The organism is Paenibacillus sp. FSL R5-0744, from assembly GCF_037972555.1.
Lineage (GTDB): Bacteria > Bacillota > Bacilli > Paenibacillales > Paenibacillaceae > Paenibacillus_AQ.
The window spans coordinates 3,305,805-3,326,082 of record NZ_CP150228.1; the positions used below are offsets into that span (position 1 = coordinate 3,305,805).

Sequence of the window (20,278 nt, forward strand, 5' to 3'; positions counted from 1 at the left end):
CAATGGATAAGGTTGGGGCAACCAAATCCTATTTGTGAATGATTGAATAGTTGGTTTATACATATTTGTAATCGTTTACATTTTATGGAGGAGGTGTTTGTAATCTAAAAAATAGTTTGCAATGTTGATCGGAAGATAGTAAAGAAGTGGTTTCTATGATTATTTTTATGAGAAGGGGGTAATCTGGATGATTACTACAGTTAAACGAAGGTTGACCATGTCTTTTCTTTCTATTTCTTTAGTCGTACCTATGTTTATGGGTTTAACAGGTCAGAAGGTAGATGCAGCGAATACTACGATTAAATTAGATCCAAACCATATGAAGCAATCTTGGGAGGGGTGGGGAACCTCACTTGCCTGGTTTGGTAATATCACTGGTGGTTGGAACGATAAAGTCAAAAATGCAATGGCTGATTCACTATATTCTCCAGACAGATTGAATTTTAATATTGCTAGATATAATATAGGCGGCGGAGAGAATCCTGACTACAATACGATGCGCCAAGGAGGGGAAGTACCCGGATTCTCGCCATCACCTGGAGTATTTGATTGGGCGCAAGATGCTAATCAGCGTTGGTGGCTGCAGGCGGCAAAAGAACGAGGTGCCAACATTCTGGAAGCGTTCTCGAACTCTGCTCCGTATTATATGACGGAAAGCGGAAGTACGACTGGTCACTGGGATTCGGGAAAAGACAACTTGAAGCCGGATGAGTACGAGAACTTTGCTAATTATTTGACAGAAGTGGTTAAGCATTTCAAAGATGACTGGAATATTGACTTCAATTATCTATCACCAGTGAATGAACCTAGTACGAGTTACTGGGGATTCGGTGGGGGTCAAGAGGGTTCCCACTGGGATGTTGGTTCTCAAATGAAAATCATAAATACGACACGTGCTAAATTGGATGCAGCAAATCTACAATCTGTACAAATAGCTGCCATGGATGAATCTATTCTGGACACCTTTGTAAGTAACTGGAACTCTTATGATGAGACAACTAAAGCTAATGTTGGTAAAATGAATACCCACTCCTACGGTGGTTCAAAGCGAGCTGAGATCAGAGATGCCGCGAAAGCTGCAGACAAGACGTTGTGGATGTCTGAAGTGGATTTAGGTCCTTCTGGGGTTGCCCACGACCATGATGATTTCGAACCAGCACTAGCATTGGCAGAAAGAATTATGACGGACATTACTTGGCTAGAACCTACGGCGTGGATCACTTGGCAAGCGTTTGAAAGCGAGAAGAATATGCAAAAGGATAAGGAGAACATGAACTGGGGTCTCCTTCATGCAGATTTCGACACGCAAGAATGGTGGTATACGAAGAAGTATTACGCCATGCAGCAATTTAGTAAATTTATTCCGCAGGGTGCACGTTTCATAGAGGATACCGACGATAACACGTTGGCCGCTTTTGATCCTAATACTAAAAAAATTCATATTGTATATAGAAATCCAAACGTAACCAGTCAAAATATTTCTTTAGATTTGTCACAGTTTGATACGGTCACTGGGGATGCAACGCCTTATGTTTCTTCCGCGACAGAGAATGTCGTACAAAAGGGTAAAATTCCTGTTTTGGATAAAATGCTGCAAGCGAAGGTTGGCGCAAAATCTATTACAACTTTCGTAATTGATGGAGCTTCCTTTACAAGCAACTTACTTATTCCTCAGAGCGATATGACGGTAACCGCGAGTAGTGCTCAGTCTGGTGAAGAAGCTGAAAGAACACTGGATGGGAATAATTGGACGAATTGGCATACGTCATGGGACCCTTATAATGCGGGACCGCATTCGATTACTTATGATCTTGGAGCGCAATATGATGATGTCAACAAGCTGAGCTATTTGCCTCGGCAAGATAAAGATGAGAACGGTATCGTAACGAAGTTTACCATCGAAGTGAGTTCGGATGGCGATAACTTCACACCGGTTGCGATAGGAACCTGGAAGAACGATAAATCTGAAAAAACTGCAACGTTTTCTTCGCGAAAAGCGAAGCTTGTAAGGTTAAAGGTAGATGAAAGTAATGGGTCTGGAGCGCAGTACGCATCGGCTGCAGAGATAAATATTATGAGAAAGTCCAATTTCACAGTGGATACGACTTTACTCGCTAATGCAATTTCTAGAGCAGAAGACTATATCTCAGCTAATAACGCAAATGTAAATGTATCGGAATTGCAAGATTTGGTGGATGAAGCCAAAGTTGTTCAAAAGAACACTTTAGCAACACAGGAAGAGATCACGCAAATCGTTTACAAACTGAACGTAGAATATAGCGTTTTAGGCCAAGGACTTATCCCACAAAGCCAGATGACGGCAACGTCTGACAATTCCGCATCTGAGGATGGGCCGGAGAAAACTATTGATGGCGATATTTGGACTAAATGGCATACTGCATATAACAACGAATATTCAACACTCCCGCATTCCATTACTTATAATCTAGGTAAAGCATATAACGGTATTTACAAACTTCAATATTTGCCACGACAGGATGTGGACTGGAATGGTGTAGTCACTAAGTTCGAAGTTTCTGTAAGTGACGATGGTGATAAATTCACCAAAGTAGTTGCAGAAGGAACTTGGAATGCCGATAAGACAGAGAAATCAGCAACCTTTAATGCGCAGGGTGCTAAATATGTTAGATTTACTGCACTTGAATCGAGAAGTGATGCAGGTAAGCAATATGCATCGGCTGCAGAGATCAATATTTTTAACAAGCAGGGATATAAAGTGGATTTCTCCAGCTTAGACAGCGCAATTCAAGCTGCAGAGAAGTTCAAAACAGATTCTGGGAAAGATGAGTCTTACTTCAAGAATCTCGACGCGATCCTTAGTCGAGCTAGTACTCTGCTAAATAGCGCAACAGCGACACAAGAAGAGATCGCGAAATTTGCCAGCCGTATCTTTACTGAAATATCCAATATTCAAAACAGTAATCCAAATATTAAGGGAATGAGCCTTTTCTATACACCAGAAGCCTATCACGCGAATCCTGCTAATCTAATGGTGGATAACGATATTTCTACCTTCTACGAATCTAACTGGGACAAGAACGGACGGAAATACAAATCTGGCGATTATATCGTTATAGATCTGGGAGAGAGCGTTCCTGACGTTGGGAAGGTGCTTGTTACACCAAGACTAGACAAAGCGAATGGTCGCATCAAACAGTTCAAAATCTATTACAGCGATGCGAACCTGAAGGATTTACCTGCTGACGCTGTCGGTACGCAAGCTTATTTGGACGAGAATTTCAAATTTGCAGCAAATGGCTCTTTTGATGACTATAGCACAAGTGTTCAATCCGCAACGTTCAAATCCGTTGAAGCTCGGTATATCGCCATTCAGGCTATAACTACTGGCGGTGACGGTAACACACTCAGCGCTGCAGAAATTGCAGTTAGTCAGAAACAAACAGCGACTTTTGATACTAGTAAACTACAAGCAGCAATCGATCAATTGCGTACGTTGTCAGACATTAGTCCAAAAGTGAAAGCTGCGATAGAAAAGCAAATTACAACGATCGGTGATCTTAGTGATTTAACCGAAGAAAGCATTTCGCAATACACCAGACAGATAAAAGACTTATACAATCTCTATTTGACTGTAAATAACAGAAACTCCATTAAGAGTGGTGAAGTATGGTTAGATACGGAAGGCGTACCGATTCAAGCACATGGCGGAGGCATTCTGTACAACGAGAAGAATAAGACATATTACTGGTACGGTGAAGACAAGACGGAAGGTTATCTTCCTACTGGAGTTCACGCATATTCGTCCAAAGATTTGTACAAATGGCAAAATGAAGGCATCGTATTGCCTGTCTTCAATAACCCTCAACTTGGCGAAGCTGTAGTGCCGGCTGGAAATGACCTGCCATTATATCTGGATGAAAATTCTGAAACGTACAAGAATAGCGGGGTTCCATACGATCCGGATAGGAAAGTAGAAATTAAAAGTAAAGATGAAGATTACACAGGTAACATGAAAGCGCCAAACAATACGCTCAGTAAACATAATTCACCAGCTCGAATCGCTGAGCTAAATGCGCTGTATTCGAATTATTCGAATGAAGAGAAGCAAAAGATGTATAAAGATTTCAACTGGGATAAAGTTGTCGAGCGTCCTAAAGTCGTCTACAACAAGAAGAACAACAATTATGTGATGTGGTGGCATCAAGACGGACCGATTGCTGGCGAATATTGGACAGCAGAAGGTGGTGTTGCTGTAAGCGATTCGCCGACTGGACCATTCACATATCTCGGCACATCCCGATTGCCAAATGTAGGTGATAAAGGTGGCAATGAAGGAATGCTTCGGGATATGACCTTGTATGTCGATGACGATGGTAATGAAGCGACGGATGACAAAGCCTACTTGATTTTTTCTTCCGAAGAAAATGCTACGACCATAATCATGATGTTGAACGATGATTATACTGGTCCAGCCCAGAATGAGAAGGGTGAATCCTTAGAAGGAACTCACTATGTGAGAGCATTTAAAGATTGGAGAGAAGCACCAACGATCTTTAAGCAAGACGGAGTCTATTATATGATTACGTCCGGTTTGTCCGGTTGGGATCCTAACGAAGCCCAATACCGCGTCTCCACTGAGGGAATGTTTGGACCGTGGGAAAATAAAGGAAATCCTATGGTTAATGACAATAGAAATACCTTCAGGAGCCAAAGCACGTTTGTACTGCCTTATCGGGATGGTAATGGTGTTCTGGTACCGAATAAATTTATCTTTATGGCCGATCGCTGGTACCCGAGTAATTTGAGTGATTCCAGATATGTTTGGCTTCCGATTGAACTCGATAACGAGAATCGCAGAATTGCGGTAAGTTGGCATGATGAGTGGGATACTTCTCTATTCAAGACCGGTACGACTATTAACTTCAATAGTAATGGAGGAAGTTCGATTTCTTCCTTGTATGGGGTTGAAGTCGGTACGAAAATTACTGCGCCTACAGAACCGACTCGTGATGGATTTAAATTTGTGAATTGGTATCAAGACGCAGCCTTGAATACAGTATGGGATTTTACTGTTGATACGGTTCCGGCAAATGATATTACTCTCTATGCGAAATGGGAGCCTGTAGCTGCACCAGTGATTACAAATATCATGCCAGTCAATGTAGCTACGGTGATTGGAACTCCACCTGTACTGCCAACAGTTGTAACGGCTGTATACAGCGATGGAACAACCCAAAATAAATCAGTTGTATGGGACGTAATTGATCCTTCACAGTATGCCGAAGCGGGTGTCTTTAGCGTAAGTGGAGCGGTAGACGGCACAGTGATCCCAGCTGTTGCGAATGTGATCGTAAGCGATGATGTTAATAGAGCACAACTTGCCGCACGAATCGCTGATGCACGAGCCATTCATGATTTAGTCGTGGAAGGAACGGCTGTTGGTCAGTATCCAATAGGTTCGAAACAGAAACTGATGGATTCGATCATGGAGGCACAGCAAGTGCATGACAATGATTCAGCTACACAGTCTGAGTTAGAACAAGCAACAAATGATTTGAATTCAGCAATTCAAGTATTAGAGGCTTCAAAGAATCAACATGTTAAAGTACAGTCTATCTCAATCACGAGCGTTTCGTCGTCCATTGAAGTGAAGAAAGGAACTCTGCAGTTACAAGCGGAAGTTCTACCAGCTGATGCTACGAATAAGTCCGTTACGTGGGCGGTCTATGAAGCAGATGGAAAAACTGTAACGGATAAAGCAATCATCAATACAAATGGGTTGTTAACGGCTGCGAAGAACGGCGTTGTGAAAGTCGTTGCAACATCCGTTGATAACACCACTGTTTACGGAATAAAAGAGATTATGATAAGCGGTCAAAATGACAGCCCAGAGCCTACTCCAAGCCCAGGAACAAATCCAGGCAACCCAACGACATCAACGAGTCCTACACCTACACCAACGACCCCTCCTACAAAAGAAGATCCACATCGTTATGTTCCAGCAGGAAAAGAACTACAAAGTGAAACTGCACAGAACGGAACAACGAGCCTGACCATTAACATCGATAAGGAAGCTTTAGCGAAGAAGTTAGAAGCTCTTAACAAAACTACAGGAACCCCTAATCTTGACATCGAGATTCCGGGAATGAATTCATGGAATACAGTCAATTTGCCATTGGATGTCTTGTACAACAGCTTGAAAGCAAATAAGGAAACAATCATAACACTTAGAAGCCATTTAGGCAGTTATGAACTTCCACTTGCCAATCTTAATCGTGAAGAACTTGAGAAAGCAGCTAAAGTTGCGGGTGCAACCTTAATCATTCGAATGGATAATGTGACTTCACAGCATGAGCAGAAGTTTGAACAATCCATAGTAGAAAAAGGAATGAAACGAGTAAGCGACATCATCGCGTACAAAGTCATTCTTAAATCGAATGATAAAGAAGAAGAGCTTCAACGTTTCGGAAATCCGTTTATGACACGTTTCATAAATATGGATGGCGTTATTCAAGATCCAGCGACTGCGACCGCTGTTATGTTCGATCCGGTTACGGGACAACTACGATTCGTGCCATCGGTGTTCACCGTGAAGAACGGCAAGACTGAAGTCTCGATCTTCGGACATGCAAATGGTCTATACACCATCGTTCAGAACAAGAAGGCATTCGATGATATGATTGGACATTGGGCGCAAAAGGATGTTGAGACGCTGGCATCCAAGCTGATCATTAACGGAATGACGGAACGGACGTTTGCGCCAGCTAGTCAAGTCTCGCGTGCTCAATTTGCGGCACTACTGGTAAGAGGACTGGGGTTATCGACGGAGTCGTTAACGAATGTGTTTGCAGATGTTAATACAACTGCGTGGTATGCACAGGATGTGAACACAGCAGCGAAACTTGGTTTGGTTCAAGGCGTTGGTGAAGGTAAATTTAGTCCGGATTCACGGATTACGAGAGAGCAAATGGTCGTGATGATCATGAACACTATTCAGCTCGTTCAAGGAGATGATAGAGCAGAAGCTCAATTGCGCACTCCATTTGCCGATCAAGCTAGTATCTCTGGTTACGCTACCCAAGCCGTAACAGAAGCAGCAAGCAAAGGATTAATCAAAGGCAAAACAGAAACAGCTTTTGCTCCACAAGATGCAGCCACACGTGCTGAGGCAGCGGTGATGATCAAACAAGTTTTGCAATACTTGAAGTTTATGAACTAGATAAATGTTTGAAAACTGTGCTCGGCTCACACTTAACTGTGAACCGAGCACAATGATTATCAACTAGTTATAAGGAGGAGTGAATGATCTTGATTAAAATCAAACCTTTAGCTAAACGTTTGACTGTGAGCGCTTTATCATTGAGCTTAATTATTCAGAATCCTATATCAGTTCCCATAGCTAAAGCAGAACCTGTAAGCGCAATCAATAGAATGTCTGATGCTCCGGAGAATAAATTGTCCCTATGGTACCGACAACCGGCGATAAATTGGGAAACTGATGCGCTTCCAATTGGCAATGGCCTTATGGGAGGGATGATCTTCGGTGGCATCGAGCAAGAACGCATTCAGTTAAATGAAAAAACGTTGTGGTCTGGTGGTCCAGGTTCTTCTTTTGTATATACTTGGCCTTCCACGGATGAACCAACAACTTCTAACCCGTATACATTCGGTAATCGCGAGGGTGGTGAAGATCATTTAGAGAGTGTCCGAGCTAAACTCCGCGAGGGGGATATCGATGGTGCTCACAAAGAAGCAAATGAGAATCTTACAGGCTTGAATGAAGGTTTAGGAAGTTATCTAACCTTTGGCGACTTGTATCTGGACTTTGAGAAGTCAGCAACAAGCAATGTAGAGAATTATCGTCGTGAGCTTGATCTTGAAGACGCGATATCTCGAGTTAAATACTCGCTGGATGGAGTAGAGTATACTCGTGAGTACTTTGTCAGCTATCCAGATAAAGTAATGGTTACACGTCTGACAGCCAATCAGCCAGGTAAGTTATCCTTGGATGTACGCCCGACAAGTGCTCATGGAGGAACCATCACGGCTAGTGGTAACAACATTAATATTAGGGGCAATGTACAAGACAACAATATGCTATATGAAGCGAACTTCCGTGTACTAAATCAAGGTGGAAATATAACACCAGGTAACGGAATGATCCATGCAGTGAATGTAGATTCGCTAACTATTCTTACGTCATTAGGCACCAACTATGCCAACAGCTATCCAACTTATAGAGGAACTGATCCGCATAATGAGGAAGTGGCGATATTAGATGCCGCAGAGAGTAAATCTTACGAAACACTACTTGAGAATCACAAGAAAGATTATAAGTCTTTGTTTGATCGTGTGAAACTAGATTTGGGGGAGTCTAAACCTACGATTCCGACAGACGAGCTCTTAGCCACCTATGCGGGAACGAAAAGTAAAGCGCTCGAGGTTTTATTTTATCAATATGGGCGATATTTGTTAATTTCATCTTCTCGTCCGGGTTCACTACCGGCCAACTTACAGGGCGTATGGAATGATTCAAATAGAGCGCCTTGGAGCAGCGATCATCATTTTAATATCAATATTCAAATGAACTATTGGCCAGCGATGGTAACGAATCTCTCGGAGACAATGACACCACTGATCGATTACATAGATTCGCTACGTACTCCTGGGCGTATTTCTTCCGAAAAATATTATGGCATTACTAATGCGTGGTCGATTGGAGTGGCAAACAATCCGTTCGGATATACTGCGCCTGGATGGGATTTTGATTGGGGCTGGTCGCCGGCATCCAATGCTTTTATAGCAAATAATATTTGGGAGAGTTATAAATTTTCTGGAGATATTGATCTACTGAAGTCACGAGTTTATCCAATTTTGAAGGAAACGGCACAATTTTGGACTAAGTTTTTAGTAGAAGACTCAGATGGAACATTGGTATCCACACCTTGTTTTTCTCCAGAACAAGGTACGATCAGCACAGGATGTGCTTACGATCAGCAGCTTGTACAAGACTTATTTACTAATTATTTGGAGGCTAGTACAACCTTAGCTGTTGATTCTGATTTTCGTGCGGAAGTCCAAAGTAAATTAAAACAAGTATCTCCAATTAAGATTGGAAAGTATGGTCAAATTCAAGAATGGAAAGAAGACATCGACGATCCTAATAACAAGCATCGTCACTTGTCTCAATTAGTTGCCTTGTATCCTGGCAAGCAAATTAACAAAAATACACCCGAGCTCATGGAAGCAGCTAAAGTGTCGTTACAGCATCGTGGAGACGAAGGTACAGGGTGGAGCAAAGCTAACAAAATTAACATGTGGGCTCGTGCGCAAGATGGTACACATGCACATACCATTCTGGAAGGTCAGCTTACCGGAAGTACATTAAATAACTTGTTCGATACGCATCCACCTTTCCAAATCGATGGCAACTTTGGTGCTACGTCCGGTATGTCTGAAATGCTGCTGCAAAGCCATTTGGATAATATTGATGTTTTGCCGGCGCTTCCTGCATCATGGCCAGAAGGAAGCTATTCAGGCTTAGTTGCCCGCGGGGGATTTGAGGTTAGTGTGAAATGGTACCATTCAAGAGCTACAAATATCAGCGTCAAATCAAACAAAGGTAATCGTGCAGTGATTGCCTATCCAAACATAGCGGGTGCAAGTGTCATAAATCAGGTTGGGGAGAAGGTAAATTATACTGTAGACAATAACAATCAAATTTCCTTCGACACACAAGTTGGAGACGTTTACTCGATTGTTTCAATTCCTCTTCAAGACGGACAAATGTATAAGATGACAATGAAGAACAGCGGTCATTTACTGGACATTGAAGGGGCATTGGAGCAAGAGCAAGCAGCAGTTATTCAAATGGCAGATTCGTTATCTAGCAGTCAGCAGTGGTATTTAGAAAGTGTAAGTGATGGCTACTACAAAATTACTAATAACACGAGTAAAAAAGCGATTGCCGTATTAGATTCATCAAAGGATGATGGTGCGAAGCTTGTACAGCAAACCTATACATCAGACAAATCATATAATGATGAATGGCTACTCGTAGATAAAGGGAACGGTTATTATCAGTTGGTTAATCGCAATAGCGATAAAGCACTTACGGCATCACGCAACACAGAGAATGGGGCACAGCTGATCCAAACTTCAATAACAGATTCAGATGAGCAATTATTGAAAATAGATCCTGTAAGAGATTTATATGATCAGCAGAAGTTCAATCTAACGGTTCAACACAGCAATCTTCGTATGGACGTAAATGAAGATTCAAAAGCAGACGGGGCCGCAATCATACAATGGACTGCAGGTTCAGGCTGGAATCAGCAATGGATGTTTATGAAGACAGATCCAGGCTATTACAAAATAATTTCAATGAGCAGTTCAAAAGCATTGGCTGTAGAGAATGCTTCAACAGCAGATGGTGCGGGAATTATTCAAGCCACTTTCATCGGTGATACGAACTACAAAGATGAATGGTCTGTCGTAGATGTAGGTGATGGTTACTTTCAATTGAAAAACCGGGCTAGTGGCAAAGTCATTGAAATGCCTGATAACCGTTTATCAAACGGTGAACAATTCGTGCAAAATAAAGCCGGAACAGGAAATAATCAGAAGTTTGTATTTTCGTTAGATAGAACCGTGAACGACAATGCAACTGGATCAGGAAGTGATCAGTTTGTATACAGTTCAGGTTGGGACTATACTACTTCCGAAGGTGGGGCATTCAGTCGTGACAACCACTACTCTAACAAGGCGGGTTCATACGCACTTTTGCGTTTTACTGGCTCAAAGGTGCAATTGAATGGAGCTAAGAACGATAATCAGGGGATGGTTGCGTTTTCCATCGACGATGGTCCTGAACAACTGGTTGATACTTACGCCTCTTCGCGTTTAGATCAACAACTGCTTTTTGAAAGCTCGGAGATGTTGAATCAGGAACATGTGCTCAAAATCCGGGTGACAGATCAGAAGATTGCCAATGCAAATAACACATTTATTTCAGTCGACCGTGCGGATATTCAGTCTCGTGTAGTTAAGGGCGTGAATAAATCCGAAGATTATTATCAACAAACGAAAGAAACAATTAATGGGGTTAACTATAGTGTGATAACTTTGAATTATAAAGGGGAAGACGCAGGGGATGCGGTTAGAGCAGCAATTGAGGCTGTTAAGAAGGCGCAAAAGCCTGTTATTCTAGACTTTCCGACGGATACTTATCACTTTAAAGCATCAACCGCGAATAAAGTGCAATATTTCATTTCAAATACATCAACTATCCAACAGACGCCAAGCAGCACTCGAAAGGTAGGTCTTCTATTCAAAGATATCGATGATCTTACCATTCGTGGGAATAGCTCAACCTTGTTGTTCCATGGTGTGATGACGCCTATTGCATTTGACCATGCGACAAATATCAAGGTGAATGGAATTAACATTGATTTTAACCGTCCAGTAGTTTCGGAGATGACCGTTACTGAAGTAGGCGATAACTACATGAAAGCAAGCATACATCAGGACTCATGGTACTCTATTCAGAATAATCAATTAGTATGGTTCGGAGAAGAGAACTGGACAGAGAATGGAACTCAAAATGTACGAGTTGTGCAAGAGTATAATCCCGTCACTAAACAAACTTGGAGAGTGGCTAATCCTCTCGACAGCTCAACAAGCGCGAAGGATCTCGGTAAACGTGAGGTGCAATTCAATTTCTCTAAAAGCCCGAATGTGACGGTAGGAAACACTTTTCAGCTACGGGATACAGCTAGAAGAGAACAAGGCGCATTGATTTATCGAAGCAAAGATATTGCGTGGTCTGATGTCAATTTCTACGCTGTTCCGGGGCTGGGAATTGTCAGTCAATATAGTGAAAATGTAGCGATCGATAAGATGAGCTTTGCACCTAAGGCAGGAAGTGGACGAACAAACGCTTCGATGGCTGACTTCCTGCAAGTTTCGGGAAGCAAAGGCGATATTCAGGTGTCGAACTCCTATTTTGCTGGAGCGCAAGATGATGCCATTAATATTCATGGTACACATCTGCAGATTGTACAGATTCCGGCATCCAATCAGGTGAAGGTCCAATTTATGCATCCTGAGAGCTGGGGCTTTGATGCATTTGCCGTAGGGGATACGATGGAGTACATCAATAAATCTACTTTGCTTTCTAAGGAAAGTGCTGTGGTCACCAACGTAACACGTATTAATGATACTCAAATTCTCCTTACGCTAGATAAGACGGTACCTTCATTGATAACTGAGAATGACTATGTGGTGGAAAATGCTACATGGACACCGAAGGTTAGCATTACGAATTCTACGTTTGAAACGATTCCGACTAGAGGCATTCTCGTGACAACGCGTGGTCCTGTCCGAATCGAGAATAACACCTTTAATGGTATGCAGATGAGTGCGATTCTGATCGCTGATGATGCGAGTAGCTGGTACGAATCTGGCATGGTGAAGGATGTCTTGATCCGCAACAATACGTTTAATAATAACGGGAATGCGGTGATTAGCGTTGAGCCGAGCACCTCTCTGACGAATCCCGATAAGACTGTACACAGTCATATCGTGATTGACGGTAACCAGTTTAATAAACCGGACGGCAACTCTGAGATTTATGCAAAGAGTGTAGACGGCTTTACGTTTACGAACAATACCGCGAATCAGGGTGGTTTTGACCTTGCTTTGGATGCATCCAAGGATGTTACCATAGCGGGAAACAGCTTTAAAGAAAGCGATGTTGATAAAAAAATCAACTTCAATCGCATGATTCCTGGCACGGACTCCGTGGATGGAGCTCAAGGATTTGTTGTTACGCGAACGAATGATTATACACCTGACGGTTCAGAAGCAACTGAGATTCCGCAAAGTGAAATGACAGCGAAAGCTACCAGTCATCACAGCGGAGAAGAAGCGGGGAATGCCATTGACGGAGATCCCTCAACCATCTGGCATACAGAATGGGAACCTATTGCGGAGTTGCCACAATCGATAACTTTAGATCTTGGGAAACCAAGAATGGTATCTAAACTAAAGTATTTGCCAAGACAAAATGGGGCACAAAACGGAAATATTACATCTTATGAGCTATCAACAAGCTTGGATGGAATATCATTTACACGGTTTACAAGCGGAAGCTGGAGTGATGACAGCAATGAGAAAATTGCAACATTCGATCCGATTACAAGCAGATACCTGAAGCTTACTGCTACTGCAGGTCATGGAGGCTATGCATCTGTGGCAGAGCTCCATGTTAGCAAAGATGCTAGTGACGTAGGGTATCAGGAATTAGTTAAGCTTATAGCGAATGCACAAAGCAAGCATGATGGCGCCGTTGAAGGAAGCAGCATAGGGCAATATCCGACTGGTTCGAAACAAACGCTACAGGCGGCCATTAAAACAGCACAACAAGTCATTAATAGCACTTCAATCACATCACAGCAGTTACAAAAGGCTTACGATACCTTGAATACTGCGCTACAAACCTTTGAATCGCTCAAAATTAATGATTCGAATGCCAAATCTATCACCATCACAAGCACAACTAACCGGATTAACGTTAAAGGCGGAAGTCTTTCTTTAGGGGCAGTCGTACTCCCGGTTGATCAGCCAGTGACTTGGAGTGTCTTTGAAGTGGATGGCACTGCAACAAATAAAGCGGTAATCAATCCAGCTGGTGTGTTGACGGCTGCGAAGGATGGAAATGTAAAAGTCGTTGCAACGGCGACGAATGATTCTTCTCTCTTCGGTGAAAAAGTTATTATCATCACTGGTCAAAATGATGAGAACCCGTCAACTGATCCAACGAACCGAGAGAAATTAAATTTCAACACGGGTTGGTTATTCAAACGTGAAGATGTAAGCGGAGCCCAAGTGGCAAGTTTTGACGATAGCACCTGGGAGGGAGTCAATCTACCTCATAGCGTGCGTCTGGAGCCAAAGATTAGCGGCGGCTCTAATCAAAGCTACCAAGGCTTTGCAACGTATCGAAGACATTTCACACTCGACAATTCTTACAGCGGCAAGAAGCTATTTATAGAATTCGAAGGTGCGATGATCAACGCTGAAGTGTGGATAAACGGCACTTATCTAGGTGTCCATCACGGAGGCTACACCCCGTTTACATTCGACATCACGAAATATGTTCAATTAGAGGGGGCAACGAACGTCATTACAGTCAAGCTTGATAACAGAGATGACCCACAAACGCCACCTGGCAAGCCGCAAAGCGGTTTGGACTTTCAATATTTCGGCGGACTTTATCGAGATGTTAAACTGCATGTCATGGACAATTTACACGTTTCCGATGCTATATACGCAAATAAGGTGGCGGACGGTGGCATCTTTGTTACTTACCCAGAGGTGAGCAAAGAGGAAGCGACGGTGCAGGTGAAGACAAATATCATCAATGAATACACGAGCGCTAAGAACACCAGTGTAAAAACCACGATTGTAGACAGCAATAATCAAGTGGTTGCCACAATGGTGAGTGATCCACAGAAAATAGGAGCGGGAAGCGATCATACATTTGTCCAATCGACGACGATATCCAAACCACAGCTTTGGCATCCTGACCATCCTAATCTGTATACGGTGTATACCGCTGTGAATGATGGAGCTGCTTATGTTGATAGCTATAAGACCCGTATCGGGATTCGTCACATTCAATTTACACCTGATCAAGGTTTTCTTATCAATGGTGAAAAATTAATGTTAAATGGCGCAAATCGCCACCAAGAGTATTTGTATGTCGGTAATGCAATGCCTAACTCTGGACAGTACAGAGACGCTATGCAGCTTCGAGAAGGCGGTTTCAATAATGTGCGTACGGGTCATTATCCACAGGATCCTGCGTTCCTGGATGCGGCAGACGAGCTTGGATTGACTGTCATCGCCCCAACGCCAGGCTGGCAGTTCTTCGGAGATTCTGTCTTCCAAGAGCGTTCTTATCAAGCCATACGGGATATGGTACGCCGTGATCGAAACCATCCGAGTATTATTATGTGGGAATCCAGCTTGAATGAAACGTTCTACTCGCTGGAGTATGCACAAAACGCTCATAATGCTACCCATGAAGAATATCCAGGAGATCAGACATACACATCTGCAGAATACGGATTCTTCGGAAAAGAAGTTTATGATGTGAACTACAAAGAATTAGATACAGCATTCAAACCACTCTTTACGAGGGAATGGGGAGATGATTGGTCGGAAAGCGCAACAAGTCCTACGGGATATCGATCAGTCCGCAAAGTGGGCGAAACCGACATGCTCAACTCCATCATCATGCGTCAAAAGGCGCTAAATGGTGAAGGCTACTTCGACTGGGCGGGCCTCAATGCCAATCCACGTATAGCCGGACATTCAGTTTGGAGCTTTAGCGACAACAACCGGGGTATGGATTCTGACCCGGCATATTCAGGCCTAGTGGATCTGGATCGTTATCCGAAATTTAATTATTATTTCTTCCAAAGTCAGCGTAATCCTGATGTGAAGCTAAGTGGTATCGACTCTGGACCGATGGTTTATATCGCTAATTATTGGACACCATCTTCATCTAGGAATGTTACAGTAACTAGCAATACGCAGCAAATTAAACTTTATTTGAATAATAAACTGATTGATACCCGTAGTCCTGACAGCGGATTAAAGTATGTCGCCCATCCGACATTTACTTTCAACAATGTTCCTTGGTCAGCAGGAACGTTGCGGGCTGATGGACTGATTGACGGTGAGGTCGTCGCTTCTCATACCGTGAATACGCCGGGACAGGCGGATCATTTGGCGGTTGAGTACGATAAGAAGGGGAAGGAACTTGTTGCAGACGGCTCCGATCTGGTAATGGCTTATATTACGGTGCGGGACGCTAACAACAATATAGTTCCGACAAATGATGTTTCAGTTTCTTTAAACTTGAGTGGCCCAGGAGGGCTCATCGGAAATGGTGAGACACGAACCTTTGCCAATCCGGTTGCCGTGGAAGGTGGCGTTGCCGCTGCGCTTGTGAAATCTTCTCTTGTGGATGGCACTTTGAAATTAACGGCCTCAGCGAGCGGATTGCTGTCGGGAAGTGCTGAAATTACCAGTGTTCCAAATCAAAGTATGTTTGTTCCCGGTGGAAGTGATGGAGGAGACAACTGGTTTGAAGGTGAGAATGTAGCCTTAAACAAAACCGTTAGAACAAGCAGCGAGCAAAGCGAAAATCCAGGAACGAACGGAAATGATGGAGATGACACTACTGGATGGACAGCTACAAACAGCAATTCAGATCAATGGTGGGAAGTAGATTTAGGAGAAGCCTATAACATTACGGGATCTGAAATCGTTTGGGCGAATAGTAGCTCCTATAATCAGTACAAAATTGATGTATCCGAAGATCAGGGGAACTGGACGACCATTTTGGATAAAACCAAAAATACGATAGCAACAGCACAGCAGAGGGATAAGCTTGTTGCTAATGCTCGGTATGTACGCGTAACGTTAACGGGTGTGCAAACCGGTCAGGCTAGTTTCAACGAGTTAAAAGTGTTTGGCGTAGCTCCGTTTCAAAATCAGGCGACTCAGCGCCCAGAGTTGGTAAATGTCGCATTGAATAAATCCGTCAGCGCAAGCAGTTCGGTAACTGGAAATGAGCCTATCCATGCAAACGACGGAATCAATGCCACATGGTGGGAGGCTAGTAGCAATGCCCCTGGATGGTGGCAAGTGGACCTAGGTGCCTCCTACAATTTAACAGGCAGCAAAATCCTTTGGGGAAGGGATAACATCTATTACACCTATAGAATAGAGGTTTCCTCCAACGGTAAAGAATGGTTACAAATGGCGGGCCGCTCGGCCTCAGGTCAAGATATGAGACCGGACAACTATACGGCAACTGGGGTTAGATATGTACGGGTATCCGTAGAATCACTAGCAGGGGGCAGTGGAAAAGAGAAACCAGCGATCAAGGAAATTCAAGTCTTTAGTGATCCTCAGAACGTTGCGCTTAATAAGCCCGCTACCGCAGACAGCTATCAAAGCAACAACCCAGAAGCGGCTGGTAACGATGGGAATGAAACGACTCGTTGGAGCGCGGCCGACGGAGATGTCGGACATTGGTACAAGGTAGATTTAGGGGGGGGTTACGATTTATCGGGTACTCGAGTGAAGTGGGAAATGGATAATAAAAAGTATGGATATCAAATCGAGGTTTCAGAAGACGATGTAAACTGGGCATCCGTAGTAGAAAAGTCAAGCTCACAGCAAGTGCAGTTCGACTATTTCAACACTCACGCAAGGTATGTACGAATTCATGTGACGGATATGTCCGATGGTTGGGCAAGTTTTTGGGAATTTGATGTGTACGGCGCAGTTCCGATTGATACGTCGTTGATCCCGCAATCGCAAATGACAGCTACGGCAACGAGTGAAGAGACAAGTGGTGATAATAATAATGCTTCGCAAGCCATCGATGGGAACCCGGCGACAATCTGGCATACGAAGTGGGATTTGTCTAATCCGCTTCCACAGTCGATCACCCTTAATCTTGGGAATACACACGTCATTTCGAAATTAAAGTATTTGCCAAGGCAAAATGGGGCACAAAACGGAAATATTACTTCTTATGAGTTATTAACAAGCTTGGATGGAGTCAACTTCACACCGGTTACTAGCGGGCGCTGGGATGATGACAGCACTGAGAAAAACGCAGAATTCACTCCGGTCGCTAGTAGATACCTAAGACTTACTGCTATTGAAGGTCATGGTGGATTGGCTTCCGCGGCAGAGCTTAACATCGTGAAGAATGAAATGGATATAGACTATCAAGACCTTGAAGTGCTTATCATGAGTGCACAAATTATGCACGACAATGCTATTGAAGGGACTGAAGATGGCCAGTATCCAGAAGGTTCAAAACAAACATTGCAAAAAGCCATTGATCAAGCGAAGAAAGTACGCGACAGCTTATCAGTAACGCAGCAGCAATTGCAGCAAGCGGCGAATGACTTAACTGCTGCGTTGCGAGCGATGGAGGAGAGTATCAACAATCATGAGATGGTGCAATCGATCACGATTACAAGTGAATCATCAGTGATTACGACTAAGAACGGAACGCTCCAATTAGGCGCTACCGTACTTCCTACCCATGCTAATAAGTCGGTAACATGGGCTGTGTATGAAGAAGATGGCACAACAGCAACGGACAAAGCGAACATTGATCTCTCCGGTTTGCTGACGGCTGTGAAAGATGGAACCGTGAAGGTGGTCGCCACAGCAACGGATGGCTCTGGTGTTCATGATGAAATGGATATTACCATAAGTGGTCAAACGGACATTATCGATCCAGGCACTGAGCTTGTGAATGTTGAAACGATTAACATCACAAGCTCAGGAAATGTGTCCGCGATTACTGCTAAGAATGGAACTTTGAAACTAGGTGCTACCGTGCTACCTGCTAATGCTACGAATAAGTCAGTAACATGGGCTGTATACGAAGTGGATGGTATAACAGAAACGGATATCGCAACCATTGATGTATCCGGTTTGCTCACAGCTGTGAAAGATGGAACCGTGAAGGTGGTCACCACAGCAACGGATGGCTCTGGTGTTCATGATGAAATGGTTATAACCATAAGTGGTCAAACGGACATTATCGATCCGGGTACTGAAACAGTGTATGTTGGAACGATTGACATCACTAGTGTGGGTAATGTGTCTACAATTACTGCTAAGAACGGAAGCCTGAAATTAGGCGCTATCGTGCTGCCTGATAATGCTACGAATAAGTCGGTAACATGGGCTGTATTCGAAGCTGATAGCCGAACAGCTACAGATAAAGCAACCATTGATGTTCATGGTTTGCTGACAGCTGCTAAGGATGGCATCGTAAAAGTGGTTGTAACTGCAAATGACGGCTCCGGAGTAATTGGAGAAAAATCCATAACCATTACAGGACAAAGCAATCAATCTGGTAATGAAAACGGAAATGGCAACGGTAACGATAATAGTAATATTAACAACAGCAGTGGAAACACAACTACGCCACAAGTCAAAGAAGATCCGAATCGCTATGAACTGAAAGAAACGGAACTACGGATCTCAACGCAAGACGGCCACACGTCGGTGACGGCGGTCATTGATAGCAAGCGATTGGCACAGAAATTAGCTGATCTCATGGCAGCTAAGGATCGTTCGGTTCTTCATTTTGAAATTCCAGGAGAGCATGACTTGAACGCTGTAGAGTTCCCTCTTCCAATTCTGTACAACAGTATGAAAGGAAGTAGCGAAACTATTTTCACCTTACGAAGTCATTTGGGTTCTTATGACCTTCCGCTTTCCATTCTGAATCGTGAGGATGTGGAGAAGGCTGCTAAAGATGAGCGTGCTACCTTAGTCATTCGAATCGATAATTTGACTTCACAGCAGGATCAAAAGTTCGAACACTCTAAATTAGAAAAAGGCTTGAAGCGGATAAGTGACATCATCGCATTCAAAGTCATTCTTAAATCGAATGATAAAGAAGAGGAGATCCAACATCTGGGGAATTCTTTTGTGACTCGCGTTATGTATATGAATGGTGTCATTCAAGATCCTTCGACTGCAACCGCAGTTATGATCGATCCGCTTACAGGACAAATGCGTTTCGTGCCATCGGTGTTCACTATGAAGAACGGCAAGACTGAAGTCTCAATATTCGGTCAACTAAATGGCATATACACCATCGTTCAGAACAAGAAAACATTCGATGATATGGTTGGACATTGGGCGCAAAAAGATGTTGAGACCTTAGCCTCCAAGCTGATCATTAACGGAATGACGGAGCGGACCTTTGCTCCAGCAAACCAGGTCACACGAGCTCAATTTGCAGCACTATTAGTTAGAGGGCTGGGATTATCAACGGATTCGTTAACAAATGTGTTTACAGATGTTAGTGCCACAGCGTGGTATGCGCCGGACGTGAATACAGCAGCGAAACTCGGTTTGGTTCAAGGCGTTGGCGAAGGGAAGTTTAGTCCGGATACACAGATTACACGAGAGCAAATGGTCGTGATGATCATGAAAGCTATTCATCTCGTGCAAAGTGATAACGGAACTGAAGCGCAACAACGTACTCCATTTGCCGATCAGGACCAAATCTCTGATTATGCTAGCGAAGCGGTAACAGAAGCGGCAGAGAAAGGATTAATAAAAGGGAAAACAGGAACAACATTTGCACCGCAAGACGTAGCAACACGTGCTGAGGCAGCGTTGATGATTAAACAGATTTTGCAATATTTGAAGTTTATGAATTAAGTAATATTAA

2 protein-coding genes are annotated in these 20,278 nt (G+C 43.4%); both read left to right on the forward strand.

Going from position 1 to position 20,278, the window contains the following annotated elements; translation table 11 throughout:
* Positions 1-187 precede the first annotated feature (187 nt).
* Positions 188-7,201, forward strand: a complete 7,014-nt coding sequence (locus MKY19_RS14570; RefSeq protein ID WP_339803900.1) for a discoidin domain-containing protein — start codon at positions 188-190, stop codon at positions 7,199-7,201.
* A gap of 83 nt (positions 7,202-7,284) precedes the next feature.
* Positions 7,285-20,268 carry a discoidin domain-containing protein gene (locus MKY19_RS14575; RefSeq protein WP_339803903.1) on the forward strand — a complete coding sequence of 4,328 codons (12,984 nt, stop codon included), beginning with the start codon at positions 7,285-7,287 and terminating at the stop codon, positions 20,266-20,268.
* Positions 20,269-20,278: the final 10 nt, after the last annotated feature.